The organism is Paenibacillus campi, from assembly GCF_034659835.1.
Taxonomy (GTDB): Bacteria; Bacillota; Bacilli; order Paenibacillales; family Paenibacillaceae; genus Saccharibacillus; species Saccharibacillus campi.
This window is the reverse complement of record NZ_JAXSQZ010000014.1, coordinates 1-15,976: the sequence shown is the minus strand read 5'-3', so window position 1 is coordinate 15,976 and position 15,976 is coordinate 1. Positions and strand designations below refer to the sequence as shown.

8 protein-coding genes are annotated in these 15,976 nt (G+C 46.6%); 6 read left to right on the top strand and 2 right to left on the bottom strand.

The window, feature by feature from the left end; all coding sequences use genetic code 11:
- Positions 1-293: 293 nt before the first annotated feature.
- Complete coding sequence (locus U1I11_RS20735; RefSeq protein ID WP_322908020.1) at positions 294-1,391, top strand: GNAT family N-acetyltransferase; 1,098 nt, start codon at positions 294-296, stop codon at positions 1,389-1,391.
- A gap of 126 nt (positions 1,392-1,517) precedes the next feature.
- On the opposite strand, the gene U1I11_RS20730 is transcribed toward U1I11_RS20735, so the two are convergent.
- The gene (locus tag U1I11_RS20730; protein WP_322908019.1) at positions 1,518-2,729 is read right to left on the bottom strand and encodes a glucose-1-phosphate adenylyltransferase; all 1,212 of its coding nucleotides are present in this window, start codon (positions 2,727-2,729) and stop codon (positions 1,518-1,520) included.
- A 457-nt stretch (positions 2,730-3,186) separates the two neighbouring features.
- Here U1I11_RS20730 and glgB point away from each other — a divergent pair, with 457 nt between their 5' ends.
- Positions 3,187-5,085 carry a 1,4-alpha-glucan branching protein GlgB gene (glgB, locus tag U1I11_RS20725; protein ID WP_322908033.1) on the top strand — a complete coding sequence of 633 codons (1,899 nt, stop codon included), beginning with the start codon at positions 3,187-3,189 and terminating at the stop codon, positions 5,083-5,085.
- Positions 5,086-5,446: 361 nt separating this feature from the next.
- Positions 5,447-6,883: a glycogen synthase GlgA gene (gene glgA / locus U1I11_RS20720; RefSeq protein WP_322908018.1), complete on the top strand. Its 1,437-nt coding sequence runs from the start codon at positions 5,447-5,449 to the stop codon at positions 6,881-6,883.
- Positions 6,884-7,074: 191 nt separating this feature from the next.
- On the opposite strand, the gene U1I11_RS20715 is transcribed toward glgA, so the two are convergent.
- The gene (locus tag U1I11_RS20715; RefSeq protein ID WP_322908017.1) at positions 7,075-8,310 is read right to left on the bottom strand and encodes an MFS transporter; all 1,236 of its coding nucleotides are present in this window, start codon (positions 8,308-8,310) and stop codon (positions 7,075-7,077) included.
- Positions 8,311-9,524: 1,214 nt separating this feature from the next.
- On the opposite strand from U1I11_RS20715, the gene U1I11_RS20710 reads away from it, so the two are divergent.
- The 3 genes from U1I11_RS20710 to U1I11_RS20700 all read left to right on the top strand — a co-directional run.
- A complete protein-coding gene (locus tag U1I11_RS20710; protein ID WP_322908016.1) occupies positions 9,525-10,631 on the top strand; it encodes an RHS repeat domain-containing protein in 1,107 nt (368 codons plus the stop codon).
- Positions 10,632-10,780: 149 nt separating this feature from the next.
- Positions 10,781-10,939, top strand: a complete 159-nt coding sequence (locus U1I11_RS20705; protein ID WP_322908015.1) for a hypothetical protein — start codon at positions 10,781-10,783, stop codon at positions 10,937-10,939.
- 317 nt (positions 10,940-11,256) lie between these two features.
- Positions 11,257-15,976: RHS repeat domain-containing protein (locus U1I11_RS20700; RefSeq protein ID WP_322908014.1), on the top strand; the 4,720-nt coding region annotated here is incomplete at its 3' end.

The following is a 15,976-nucleotide window of genomic DNA, read 5'->3' as shown; positions in this document are numbered from 1 at the left end:
TAGAAAATATGTGCTTATCGTTTGCCGAAAGCAGGCGAAATGATACCGTTTCATCCAATAATGGATGCTTGCTCGTACAGTTGCATTATAGCGCTCCCTGCCAATAGGCACAGCTTGAACAATCCCCCTGTCAATCGAGACTAACCCTTTTAACGTAAACATTGGTAAAACACGCTTGTGTAGCCGATGCAAACGCGAAGGAGTACAGTCTAAAGCAGCGGGGATTTTTTTGTAGTACAATAGCGACATGATCCATACCACCTACATAGTGATGTACGAAAGGAGTACGATCGATGTCAATAGAACATAAACCGATCCCTGCTGGACAGCTGTCCATCCGTCGGGCAGTACTAGGAGAAGAAGCATTAATTATCGCTTTGTTGGTCGAAGCTGCTGACTGGATGGAGGAGCAAGGCATTGGACAATGGCGGCGTGCACTATTTACACCAGCGCTAATCGGCAGTTATTTTGCCGAGCGTGAAGTGTATGTGGCAGAATGCGCTGGTGAACTAGCAGGTATGTTTACATTGCAAGCTGGGGATGAGGAATACTGGCAGCATCAAAATGATAAGGAATACTGGTATTTGCATCGTCTTACCGTTGCACATAAATTTCGCGGTCTGGCAATCGGTGCGTATATGCTTGACCAGGCGGTACAAATGGCAGCGGCACGAGGCAGCAAAGGGCTACGTCTCGATTGTCTGGCTGAGCTGGTACCATTGAATCGATTTTACCAGCGCCATGATTTTCGGTATATGGGTACGCATAATGTGAATGGCAAGCAAGCAAATTTGTACGAAAAGCTGCCACCAGCTCGTGCCTATGAATTGCGCCTTGAATATTTTGGTGAGCGTGACTTTGATACATTGCTGCGCTGGACAGACGAGCAAGATGCCCAAATGTTAATGCAGTGGAGTGGTCCGGTATGGCGTTATCCGCTCCAACGATATGACCTGGAACAATATATCGTTGGAGCTAACGATCCATCCCGTTCGGATTGGCTTATCTATGCGGTTGTTGAGCGTTTGAGCGGACAGACGATGGGGCATATGGCATTAGGTCGTATCGATCGTCAGAATCGTTCTGCACGGCTATCACGCGTGCTTGTTGGCGATGCTAATGCTCGAGGTAAAGGCTATGGACGACAGATGGTAATGGAAGGGCTGCGCATCGGCTTTGAAGCGCTTGGACTGCACCGGATTACGCTCGCTGTGTTTGATTATAACGAACAGGCGGCAGGTTTGTACGAATCATGCGGTTTTCGCAAAGAAGGTTTGCATCGCGATACGGCGCTTGTCGACGGAACGTATTATAGTGTGTATGAGATGGCTATATTGGAGCAGGAATGGGCGGAGCTAACGCAGCGAGCAGCAGCGAAGTCCGAAGGATAGTTCTTCCTAGCTGAACACATTGATATCAAAAACGGTAGACGATTATGCTGTAACAGAAGCATAATCGTCTACCGTTCGTTTATTTATACGAATATTGTTTATTTATACATACGAATGATGGACAAATCAAGAGGACATACCACCTGCATGAACACGACCGGATTTGTCATACACTTCTTGTAGCAGCCGAGCAGGTTGCGTACGTACCGACGGCTTGGCATATACCGTCTCGTATGGTCCCACAACGGCGATCTGTTCCGGTGTGCCTTCGATGACAGCACCTTCTTTAATGATCGCACCTTCAGCGATGATGGCATATTCGATTCGTGCCTGTTTGCCGATCGTTGCACCTGGCATAATAATGCTGTATTTGACTTCCGCCTGTTTGCTGATCGTAGAGCCGTTAAAGACGACCGAACGCTCCACATTGCCTTCCAGCGATGCTTTGCAGCTCACCATCGAGCAAGCCGGTGCATGAGCGTGATCATTGTCTTGTAATGGGTTATACTCGGCGGAAAACATCGGCCAAGCGGAGTTTTTTAACTCAAATTGGCGACTATGTTGTAAAATGTCCATATGCGCTTCCCATAGACTGTTGATCGTGCCAACATCTCTCCAGTAGCCAAGGAATTCATAAGCGACCACTTTTTCCCGATCCGTCAGCATTTGTGGAATAATATTTTTACCAAAATCATGACTGGACTGCTCGTTTAGCGCATCTTGCATCAGATGTTGACGCAAATACTGCCAGTCGAACACATAGATGCCCATCGACGCGAGATTGCTTTCCGGATCGGCAGGCTTCTCGGAAAATTTAGTAATATTCATATCGGAGTCGGTGCTCATCACACCAAAACGGCTCGCTTCTTCCCACGGTACCTCGACGACCGCGATCGTAGCGCGCGCTTTATTTTCGCTATGGTATTGCAGCATTTCATTATAGTCCATATGATAAATGTGATCGCCGGACAGAATGAGCACATCTTTTGGAGCAAGCGCATCGATATATTCGATGTTTTTATAAATCGCATCCGCTGTACCGACATATTCGCCTGTACGTTCGGAGGAAAGTAATGTAATATTCATTGAATGGTGAGGTGTAGACCAAGCGTCGCCGTGACCGATATGGTCATGCAACGATTGTGCTTCATACTGGGTCAATACCCCGACTGTATCGATCCCGGAATTCGCACAGTTGCTGAGAGGAAAATCGATAATTCTGTAGTCTCCGCCAAACGGAACTGCTGGTTTCGCTATAATGGAAGTCAAAGGAGCCAGCCTACGTCCTTCGCCCCCGGCCAGCAACATTGCGATACATTCTTTATTTGTCTTATTCATGTTGTATTCCCTCCCATTTTCATGACAACGCTCAGTTGACAATGTATTAGTCTTTTAAACGTTCCTGATCCGTGTTGAAACAACAAAAAATGTAAAATATTATAAAAAATAAAAACGAGGCTTGTTAAGCCGCATTCGGATGAACATTTGCGGAGTCGCAATGTCATACGAACCGATTCTACAATCAATATCGTAACAAAAGCCTGTAATAACAAGCATTTAGAGAGCTTGCAAAATTTCGCTATTCAAGGCATATTGAAAAGGGTAATAAATAAGGTTAATGAATTTTTGTTCTACTGAACGGAATTTGATATGATCTTTATGCGAATAATCAGTCATTTATAAGTTTGAATAGGCGAACATACGGGATGGGATGGAATTATTTGGAATGCAGTACATTTGGCAGGATGCCAATCATTTTGGAGGTGATCGTTTGAAGTCACATCGTTCGCAAGCTATGCTGCCCAGTGCGGAGGAGATTTTTCTATTTCACGAAGGTACTAATTATCATGCTTATCGTCACTTTGGTTCACATCTAACTTCCGAAGAAGGGAAGGAAGGTGTGCGATTTACCGTATGGGCGCCCCATGCGCAGGCGGTTGGTGTAGCTGGGGATTGGAATAACTGGACTGGAGATCATCATTTATTACATAAAATTGAAGGTACAGACATCTGGACTGGCTTTTTTACCGAGGTCGGTTTGCACAGTTTGTATAAATATCATATTACCGGAGCGGATGGCACACGCTTTTTAAAAGCTGATCCGTATGCGATTCATGCGGAAGTACGCCCGGCAACCGCGTCGGTTGTCGCTACCCTTGCCGGTTACAAATGGCAAGATGCCGCATGGCGTCGCAAACGTCGTCCGCTGTACCAGCGTCCGCTTAATATTTATGAAATGCATGCAGGCACATGGCGGCAAAAGGAAGACGGCAGTCTGTACAATTATCGTGAGCTTGCTGACTTGCTTGTGCCTTATTTGACCGATATGGGCTATACGCATGTGGAATTGATGCCGCTCACCGAGCATCCGTATGATTTGTCTTGGGGTTATCAAAGTACCGGTTATTTTGCACCGACGAGTCGTTATGGTACACCGCAAGATTTAATGTACTTTGTGGATCGCTGTCATGGGGCAGACATCGGTGTATTGCTCGACTGGGTACCGGGTCATTTTACTAAAGATGCGCATGGTTTACGCCAGTTTGATGGTACGCCATTGTATGAATATGCCGATCCGGATCGTGCTGAAAAGCATGGCTGGGGCACGCTTTCGTTTGACTTTGGTAAGCCAGAGGTGCGTTCGTTCCTCATTTCCAGTGCATTGTATTGGCTAGACGTATACCATTTTGACGGCTTGCGTGTGGATGCGGTCACTAGTATGATCCGTCTTGATTTTGAACGTGAAGGCGGCGGATGGCGTCCGAATCAATATGGAGGCGTGGAAAATCTGGAAGCAATCTCGTTTTTGCAGCAATTGAACAAAACGGTGTTCCACTATTTTCCGCATACATTAATGATGGCAGAGGAATCAAGCGCATGGCCAGGTGTGACCAAACCGGCACATGAAAATGGGCTTGGCTTCAATTATAAATGGAGTATGGGCTGGATGAATGATACGCTCGACTATGTGGAGACATCGTTTGATGAGCGCCCGAGCAAGCATAATCTGCTTACCTTTCCGCTCGTCTATGCATATTCCGAGAACTTTACATTACCGCTCTCTCATGATGAAGTCGTACATGGCAAACGGTCACTATTAAACAAAATGCCAGGCAGCTATGAGCAGAAGTTTGCTGGGCTGCGTTTGTTGCTTGCGTATCAGATGACCCATCCGGGCAAAAAGCTGCTATTTATGGGCGGCGAATTTGGTCAATTTATCGAATGGAAAGATCAGGATGGGCTAGATTGGTTGTTGCTCGATTATGAAATGCATCGCAAAATGCAGGGCTATACACGCGAGCTAAACCATCTGTACGCAGCATCACCGGCATTGTGGGAACGCGACCACGATTGGGAAGGCTATGAATGGCTGAATGCGGATGATGCAAGTAATAGTGTCATTACGTATATGCGCAAAGGACGCAAGCCCGGCGATACGCTGATCATTATTATTAACTTCCAACCTGTGCCACGAGTAAACTATCGCATTGGGCTGCCGAAGCCAGGTACGTACACCGAAATATGGAACAGTGATGATCCGCGCTTTGGCGGTACAGGTGGACGTACGGAAAAGCTGTTATCATCGGAAAAGATTCCGTGGGATCAACAGCAACAAAGCGTCAGGTTAACGATTCCTCCGCTAAGTGTGTTAATTTTGAAAAAAGGAACTGCCGCCAAAAAGCCGAAAAGTTAAGCAGACGAGCCCTATACGTCAGCGGAGCAGAGCCTATACGATGTTTAGTGTATACGGCTAAGCTTGTGTAGACGGTGTTTAATAGATGATGTTTAGTGTATATCGCTGAGTTCATAACGCCGGCTACCACGAGCAGCAGTTCACTTGAAGCATACTGTCATAGATCATACTGTCATAACGGTCACCGTATAATCGGGTAAACGATGCTTATCGTTGGACAGCACAATGGAGATGGCGATATGTCTGTTAGTGTGCATGTTCTAATTTCGGATGAACATAGTGCTTGCTTGAGCGAAAGTTGGCGGCATTTATGCTGTATAAATCGTAGTGGTACCGTTTATATCCAAAGGAGGAGTTTTGCATGAATATTTTATTTGCAGCAGCCGAGGCTAACCCTTTTATTAAAACCGGTGGCTTGGCAGACGTAATCGGTGCGCTTCCAGCCGCACTCAAAAAAGAAAAATGCGATGTACGTGTCGTCATGCCGAATTACAGCAGCATTAACGAGGCGATTCGCAGCCAGGCAACATTAGTTGATGTCGTTCAGGTACAGGTAGGGTGGCGCAGTCAGTATTGTGGCATCAAGCAGTTTAAACAAGATGGCATTACGTTTTATATGCTGGATAATGAATATTATTTTGGGCGTGACGGGATTTATGGTTATGGCGATGATGGCGAGCGATTTGCTTTTTTCTGCCGTGCTGTACTGGATATTTTGCCGGTTATCGATTTTCAACCGGACATTATTCATGCGCATGACTGGCATACCGGTATGATACCACTGCTGCTCAAAGCACAGTATCAATCGGTACCGTTTTATTCGCAAATTCGTACGGTGTTTACGATCCACAATTTGCTGTATCAAGGCGTGTTCCCGTATTCCACATTATGGTCTTTGTTCGGTCTGGATGATCGTTATTTCCATGCAGGCGGTGTAGAGTATTACGGCAACATTAATTATTTGAAAGCAGCGATCGTATTTGCCGATCGGGTCACTACCGTTAGCCCTACATATGCCGAAGAAATCAAAATGCCGTATTACGGTTATGGTTTGGACGGACTGCTTCGTTCACTCGGTGGGCGTTTGCGCGGGATTGTAAATGGAATCGATACGAAAAGTTACAATCCCGCTACCGATCCTTATTTGCAAACCCATTACCGCAGCGCAACGAACAAACGGCTTGAAAATAAAGCGGCTTTGCAGGAAGAACTCGGTTTACCGATACGAGCGGATGTGCCGATCGTCGGTATGGTTACCCGTCTCGTTGAATCGAAAGGGTTAGACCTTGTTGCCCGTGTGCTGGATGAACTGCTGTATTACAATGATGTGCAATTTGTGCTGCTTGGCACAGGCGAGGCGATGTATGAAGATTGGTTCCGTGGCGCGGCATACCGGCATCCGGAAAGCCTTGCCGCCGAAATTCGTTTTAGCGAAGGAGTGGCACGCCGTATTTATGCCGGAACGGATATGTTTCTGATGCCATCTCAATTTGAACCGTGCGGTATTAGCCAGCTGCTCGCCCTTCGTTACGGCAGCATTCCGATCGTACGCGAAACCGGCGGTCTGAACGATACGGTGCAGTCTTATAATGAAATGACCGGTGAAGGAAATGGCTTTACGTTCAATGCCTACAATGCGCATGATATGCTGTATACGATTCGCCGCGCTGTATCCATTTATCAACAACCAAAGCATTGGAAACAGATTATGAAAAATGCGATGACCGGCGACTACAGCTGGCAAACGTCGGCACGTGAATATTTGGAAGTGTACCGTGAAGCACAAATGAGTGAATAGATTGACCAATAGCCCGTTCTCCACCTCAAGGAGAGCGGGCTATTTTATGGGCTACGTCATTCACGTAATAAAACATTATAAATCGTCTAGTACGCAGACCAAGTTAAATTTAAATTTGGATTGTATGCTAATATCCTTATTCATAAAAGCTTGAGCTAGCTCCAAAAATCAAATGAATCTCGGTCAAAGTACTAGGCAGCCAGCGTTTGATGTTGACGCTCATAACGAATCGTCAGCAGGGCAGCGAGTGCGAAAGCAATGACCATTAACCAAATCGGAATGCGTGGATCGAACGTATACGCCCAGCCGCCGATAATGCCAGCAGGGGAAGTGATCAGCAAAATAAGCACAGACAGCATCGAGAAAATTTTCGCCCGTTTGTTATCATCAATCGCATTAGCGACTGCCGCTTCCAAATAAGGCGAGCTAATCATCATACCAACCGCCGCGATCACTGTACTTAGCGCCACCCATGCCAGCTCCGTAATCGGCCCGATGACGAGCATCACATTCGAAATAACCGACAAGCCAAAGCCAGCCATCATCGATTTGTACATCGCTTGTTCAGGAATACGCGGCGTCAGTAGCCATAATACGAGCAGCATTACAATCGAAGACACAGCTGGCACAAAAGAGATCAAATCGCTATCAATATGTAAATAATCCGCCATATAGAGCGATAAATACGTCGTTTTGAGCGTCGTCTGAAAATTAAACAATACATAGACACCGAAAATGAGCAGCAGCGAACGACTGCTGGTAATTTCACGAATCGCTCCAGCGTAATCGAGCAAACTTTTACCAAGACCGAGCTCGCGCGTTTCTTGCATTTTACGGTACCCGATCTCCGTTTCGCGTGTCGTCATATGGCGCCCGATAAATTGAAACGTCATAAAGATCGCCGCCAGTACATACATAATTCGCGTACCGCCGACCAGTCCGTAGGAATAGACAAGCAACCCGCCGAGCGGAGCAAATAACCCGCCGATGACACTAATAATTTGCAGCAATGTAAACACATAGGTACGATCAGCAGGACGTGTATCTTCAACGACGAGACAATAAAAAGCGGTCGATGGCACACGTTGAAAACCGTTAACGAGCGCCGCAGCTACAAAAAACCATACATTTTGCGACACCGCCCAGATGATAGCCGCCAGCGTCCAGCTTAATAAGTCAAAATAAAGCACAGCTCGTTTACGCCCTAACCGATCGGTCAAGTAACCGCTTAAAAAAGAAGAAATCACTTGCACGACCAAACTAAGCGTCGTAATCCAGCCAATCGCCGTCTCCGTGACGCCAAGCTCATACATATACAATGTCGCATACGTCATCACCATGCTATAAGGAATCAGAAAAAAAGGTTCAAAAGCAAGACAGCCACGGCTGTTGCCTTGAAGGCGGGGGAACCAGGTGCGTGTGCTCATGTGTCATATCCTCCGTTTGAGTGTGGGATCATAGAGTGGGTAAAGGATTTCAGTGATTCGTCGGCTGTGCGGTAAGGATCATTTTGTCGAGTGAACAGCTGGATGATCCTGCCTTTGTCAACGTGAGGCAAAGGCAGGAAATGAACGGCGTGCCGATTTCGTGCCAATCAGCAAGTCAACGGAATGTACGTTGCAAATTTGTGCCATTCATTTTGCTCGATCTGGTTTGTGATCAATAGGTAGATGTCGGCGGTCGTTTAGATCGTTTTGTGACCGAGCCGCCGGGAGACATACAGCAAGCTCGCGCCAGTAAATAGATAGTAGAGCAGATTGGCTTAAAGCGTCTATGCTTATGTAGTCAGTCAGATTCATGCGCCTATTCGAGTTACGCTACTGTGGACGGAAGACGGCACAGCAAATAAATAATCATAGAATGTGATGCACTGACGTATGTAGCACAAACTTCGAGAGCATAGCTTTGATCGACATGATCTTTCTTGCATCCAATCTGTTATAGCGACTTCACTAACCGACGAATTTCGAATAGTTTTATGTTACCGAATCGAAGAAAGATATGCAATCGTAAAGTGATCTGTAGTTGCTCGTTGCTGGAAGGGTTTATTTGTTGTGACAAAATTTTTGTATTTAATTTATAAAAAATCCTAAAAATGTAATTATAGGATGGGTATGAACCATAAAACCAATTTTAGTTCTGTAAAATAATAACTTCCATTTTCGGAAAAGTCCGATATACTCAAAGTGTTCACGTTATTCAACTAGCGCCATACCGAAGATGGATAGATGATTATAGCCAAAAGCGTGAACATAATAAGCGCAAACCACCCATACATAAAAGATCGGTAGGTGATCCTAATTAGCACGTCTATGTAAGTAGTCATTTCGATTACATAAGCAGCTTCGTTGTCCTCATGCTAACTGTGTAACTACGAATCGTACCTTGCAGTTAACGTATCGTTACAGTAGTGAAAAGAGGGAGCAAGTGAAGCAATGGTTGATAGTTTGTACCTTTCGCTTCGCCATTCAGCTCTACCCCAAAACATGGAGCTACGTTTCTAGACGTTATGTTTCACATTACATCTCCTAACAACGTATTTCATCCGAAATGTAGCAAAACATTAAAAATCGCCTCCAGATGTAGCTGTTATGCTTAACAATTCTCTACCACTCCATCATAGAAAGGAATCCCATTTACTATGAACTTATTTTCGAAATACCGTGCATTATTATCCCAAACATGGTGTATGAAAATGATACTATGCAATCTGCTCATCGTTGTGTTGTGCCTTCCTGCCGTCTCGACCTTTGCAGCCACCCAGCAGGTGTATGAATATGATGCGAGCGGACGTTTAACCACAATGTACACCGCAGACCAGAAAACGACATATTCATACGACAAAAATGGTAATTTAATCGGTAAACATCAGGTTGTACAAGGTGATTCTACCACTCCTGAACCAACGACAGACCCTACGTTAATTCCGCCTCCTGTTCCAGTACCGACGAAATCGGGTTTGCCGACAGAATACTGGATTGATCATTTAGAACAAACGAAAGTTTCCACGACGTGCGGAGGGGTTCGTGTATCCGGCTGGTACTTGAATCCGGCAGGGATCAAAAAAATAGAAATCTACATTGATGGTGTATTTCGTGGACGCGCCTATATGGGCGACAGCCGCGAAGATGTGTATGACGCCTATCCTGCATATAACAATCATATTGCAGGGTTTCATGCCGACAACTTGGGGTGTACCACTTCGGAAATCCAACGTGCAGATGGTACAAAGAGAATACGGACAGGGAAGACGTATCAGCAAGTCCAAATTCGCATGATCAATCAAGCTGACCAAGTAACTACTTATAATAGGTCGGTTAGAGTGAGTGTTGTACCGCCAGCAGATCAGTTGCCGATTCAATATTGGGTAGACCGAATCCAGTCCATCCCCGTGTATACGCCACATGGCATGATTGAAGTATCCGGCTGGTATTTGGACACAGTAGACCTGCAACAGATCGAAGTCTTGATTGATGGGGAGTATCACGGGAGAATGGTTGTAGGGAGTGGCAAGTCCCGTGAAGATGTATATCAAGCCTATCCAGCGTATAACAATCATACGTCTGGTTTTAATTTGAGTTCGATCAAGATTCAAACCGAGGGGACGCCCTATACTCAGCGAAAATCAGATGGAACCCTCGAAGTTGTACCGAATGTATTCAACCATCTGGTCGAACTGCACATGATGAATCAACAGGGAGACGTCACGATTTACAAAAGCTGGGTTAAGATTGATTTGAATCGGTAACCGGTTGAATGACATCCATGCCTTCACATTTACAGAAAGAAGATCGAATCGACTACCAAAGAAGAATAGTCTATGTCCACCTATTATTCATCCTGTCTACGTCCTATAGATGCTGATGATGTTGCTTATATTCAGCAGCATCATATCCATTGCTGAAGCGTATGTCGTTCACAGAAATTGAGCGAAGGGAAGGCAAGGAAATCCTCATCTCGATCCAGCCACCAAGCCGAGCCGCTAATCCGCAAAGTATACAGCCAGACGTATGGACGACGGTCGTGAACAATGTGTATCCGGCTCCTGGTTTATAACAATTATGCATTCGGGTTTCATTCCAGCAATTGCCCATTTTGACCATCGGTACAATTCATTGTAAACAAAATGCAAATGGAACTAACAAAGGAGTAAAGAGTCAATTTGATCATACGGTCACTATACGCATGATCAATCGAATAGATCAAGGGATGACTATATATCAAACTGTCTAGAACTCCACTATGAACACCATCTACGTCATCAAAGTAGCTGTATAACGGAACCGATAATAGTGGACACCAGCGCCATCCTGAATAGTTGGATAAGCGAATGTCCAGTGCTACTAAAAAACAGATAAAGGAGTACCCTCCAAATGTTAAAACGAGCCGTTCAGTGTTATATACTCAGTCTATTGTCCTTTTTTATGGTAGTGACATCTTGTATTGGTGCATTCCCCTCGTCTTCGTATGCAGCAGCGTCCCTTACTCCATCATTCCTTACGGATGCGATTCTGCCACCGGGCGTGACGTTGGACCCAAACAACAACCAAGAACCTATCCTTGACCCGCCACAAGTAGTCAAGTGGGAAGACCCTTCAGCAACAGACGATGCGTATGCGTTGTCTTCCAGTCTATCCTCTACGTTCGGCATTCAAAGCTTAACCGATACCATGCAAGACCTCTCACTACAAGATTCGCTATTACAACAGGAAGATTCCCTTGCCCAAGAAGATCGATTGCCCGTCCCGTTTGTCCCCAACTTCTTGCTGTCAGACCAAGAGATAGGCGAACTGATGCTAGCCGGTGCAGGCAAATATGATCGCTACCAGCTTCACCTGCTGCTCGCTCAGCAGCAGATCGATCCATTAAAAATCTGGAAACAGAAACAAGAAAGCGGCTTGACATGGAAAGACTGGCTCCCTCAAAGCGGACTGAAGATCGCCACCGCCAGTACAGTCAGTCAAAGTGTATATGGCATCTTCCCCGGTGACACGCTGCAAAACAATTCGGTGTTCCCATCGATCGAATCATGGAGTTCAAACGAGACGACATCGCAAGATGACCCGCCAAACGATCAGACCGAGCCGGACACCGTTCAGCAAAATACATACCCTTCGGAAACGAACTTTTTAGAACGCTCGCTCATCTCTACGATGGCGGTTAGTTCCAGCGACGAATCGACCGTCAACAATTTCCAAAAGAATATGAACAGCTACCTGAAACTGATCGCCCCTCTACAAATCAACCAGATTTACAAAGAACAATACGCCGACCGACAAAAAACAAGCGAATCCATCGATCCTGCCACCGGTGCATTAACGTGGAAGTTTAACGCGTTACATTACCCAGGCCGCGATGGACTGGATATGGATTTGGGACTGATGTATCAATCCAATCAAGCCACCAGCTTTTTGGAAGCGAATGCCCTCATCCCGGTCATTGAATACCGAAATGGTACGGCTAGCTTGCAATACAAAAATATCGCCAAAACCGAGTGGGCGAGCGAAAACTATCTGTTCAACACCTTCCAACTCGGCAACGGATGGTCGTTCCAGTTGCCTTCCTTGCAAATCGAGCGTCCGAAATATGGCGATACCTCGATGGCGTACTACTATTACCATGATGGACAAGGCGCCTCGTATCAGGTGAAATTTGGCGAATCGGCAACGAATCTGGTCCATCCGCCGAATAACCTGACCCGTTTTATGCGCGGTGGCAGCTTTAGCAATGGACAAACGAATGCAGCCTATTATATGGAATACCCGAACAAAAAACGCGAATACTTTAACGATCAAGGTCAACTCATCGGGATCGTGGATCGTTTCCAAAATAAAATCACGTATGAATATGGCGGCAAGCCTTTGCAATACATCCAGATGACCGACACGACCGGACGCAAGCTGCGCATCGAATATGAGCGCGGCACGACAGAAAATGTCATAACTGTCTATTCCATTACATCGGATGGGCAAAAACAAGCCGAAGTCGTACTGAAAGGACAACCCCAGCAATGGCAAGCACGTGATCGTGGCAATACGCTACGAGAGAAAAATTATGATGTCCGTGATGTGAACCCGGTATTGCGTACGTTATCGTATGTCCACGACGATGCCAGCGGCAATCGCCAATATTTGTGGACATCCAAATTTAACTATAGGGACAATTCCAGAGCCGAATTCAGTTATACGAGCCGGAATTGGAATACGCAAGAAGGCACAGGTGTCATGGCAGCTTTCCCGCTCAGTGAAGTCGAATACCCGCGCTCGCAAACGTACTATGATTACACCCGAGTCGTACACAATCTCGGTCGAGACGGCTTACAAATGGAGTATGTCGTGTCCGAGCGAGCCGATGAACCGCGAAAGCAAGACGGCTCCAAACGTAATGCGCTCGTCAACCACATCCAATATACGTATCAAGGCGATTACACCGGCTTCCCACAGGCAACGAGCCAGGAGAACATGCCTACCGGTTATACGTATGAGCAGCAAGCCTTGACGATGGAACAAGGCAATCCAACATTCCGTACGGTGACTCGCTTTAATTACAAAGGTCAACAGCAAGACATCTTGCGCTATGGTGCCGATGGACATTCCAGCCTCACGACCATCGAAGCGTATGACAGCAACTTTAAATACAAACCGCTGCGCAGTAAAGAATTGGAGATCGATCCGGGAGGACAACGGACACGTTACACCGGGCAAACGTATGATACCAATGGCAATCTGATTCAGCAAACGGCACCGCTGACCGAAGAACAATTCGCCAATGCGGATACGAAACAAAAACGTTCGATCATGTATACGTATGAATCGCAGTATAACCAGATTCAAACCGAATCGTTGTACCAAAATGACAATACCCAGCTGACAAAAACGTACGCGTATACTGCAGATGGACGCCTCAGCATGGTACGTGATCCATTAGGTCAAGAAATGACGATGACGTACACGAAAACATCCGGTGGCGTGGTTAGTCAGGTGGCGACAGAGCGTCCAGTACGTGAGGGGATTCAAGCGCGCACCGTGACCAATTATAGCGCCGATACCGGCTATGCCCTCCCTTCTGCCGTGAGCACGTATTTCCGTTCCGCGAGCAACGGCAGTCAGCTTCAAAACACGCAAAGCTTCCGTTACGATGCACGGACAGGCTTGCTGCTGGACGAAACGAATGGAGACGGGAAAATCACCAGTTACACTTACGATGCGCTCGATCGTATTGTGCGTGTGCAACAGCCTGCATTAACGAATACCGATGGCGAAGTGTACACGGTCGCAGACCGTTATCACTATGAAGACGGCTATGTGGATCGTCAAGACGGCGGCGCAGCTGTAGCGGGTTTGATCGTAAGCAGTGACCAGGAGACGAACCAGAAATCAACCGGCGCACAAGTGAATCGGAACGAGCAGATTGCCACATATGATGGATTTGGCATGATGCTCACCGATTCAACTACAGATCGCAGTCATCCCGCAATGCCGACCACCAAAGTCGTTCGTTATGTTACCGATGCCAAAGTGCGTCCAGTCAAACAAACGACCACCGTGTATCGTGGAACGCCAAGCTCCGGTATGCAACTGAGCGAAGGGCCGATCCATAATGTTACGATCGCCTATGATAGCTGGAATCAACCGATCACCACCACCGATGCGCAGGGAAATGTGACCAAAACCGTCACTTCGCCGTCGCAGTTGAAAACGTCACTAACGTTTCAGGATGCAAATGGAACGGTATTGAATGCAGTCGATCAGCAATATGATACATGGGGCAATCTGACCCAAACGATCGCTTATCAAGATGCTGCCAATCGCAGCCAGCCGATTCGGGAAACGTACACGTACGATATCGCTGGCAATGTGCTAACGTATACCGATCCGGAAACGAATGGGAATGCCCAGCATGGTCGTAACCGGGACGGCGTGACCCAGAGCTATACGTACGACCGACTAAATCGTCCAGTTCGCTTGCTCGATGCGCTGAATCAGACCACCAGTTATACTTATGACGGCAACAATCAATTGATCAAAGCGAGTATACAAGATGGCAATAGCACCGCTGTCATTTTCAATAAAGACTTTAACGAAGTCGCTCAACTGCTCAGCAAAACCGATCCGGCGAATGTTAGCACGCAAAATCAGTACGATGCGATGGGACGGTTAAACGTGGCGATCGACCGTAAGGGCATCCGCACCACGTATACGTATGATGAATGGGGACAACCGAAAACGATCTCGGAAGGGGAAGGCACAGCGAATCCGCTGAAATATACGTACACGTACGGCAAAAATAATATCCAGACGAAGCAACTTCGTATGGAGGGATCGTCTGTCCTAGAAAAGATCGATCAGCAGACAAAAACTGATTTGCTCGGACGGATCGTGCAGCAGACCGCGCGTACAATGGATAGTACGACGCAGCCTGCCTATGCCGGTGGCATGAGTTTGACCTACAACGGTCAGGGCCAGGTCGCCTCGATGCAAACCGATTATCAGGCAGGCACGACTAGCGTGCAGGGAACGCTGCAACAGTATACGTACGACAGCAAGCAACGATTAACCAACATTGCGGTTGGCAGCAGTAATCAAACGATTCAATATGCGTACACACCACAAGGGTCAATCGCCTCCATCACGTATCCAACGATGACCAATGGAAAAGTGATGAAAAGTAGCTATACGTACGATGCTTTGAACCATATGACGCAAATGACCACGACGTTAGACGTTGGACTACTTGCTGCATCCAGTTATACGTATGATCGAAATGGAAATGTGTTACAACGAATAGAGAAACGAGCTGACAAAGCTGATCATACAACCAGCTATACGTATGATAGCATCAACCGCTTAATCGGCGTGAATGATTCCGTTCGCGGTTCTACCACGTACACGTATGATTTGCGCGGCAATCGGCTGCTTCAAAGCGTCGACCAGCCGAGCACAACCGCGAAAACTCAGGAGCATCAGTATACGTATGATCTGGATAACCGGTTGAAGCAGGATCAGGTTAGCCGAAGTGAACAAGGGAAGGAAAAGGTAACGACGACCTCGTTTGCGTATTTGCCAGATGGCACCCGGTTCCAAAAGAAGGTGA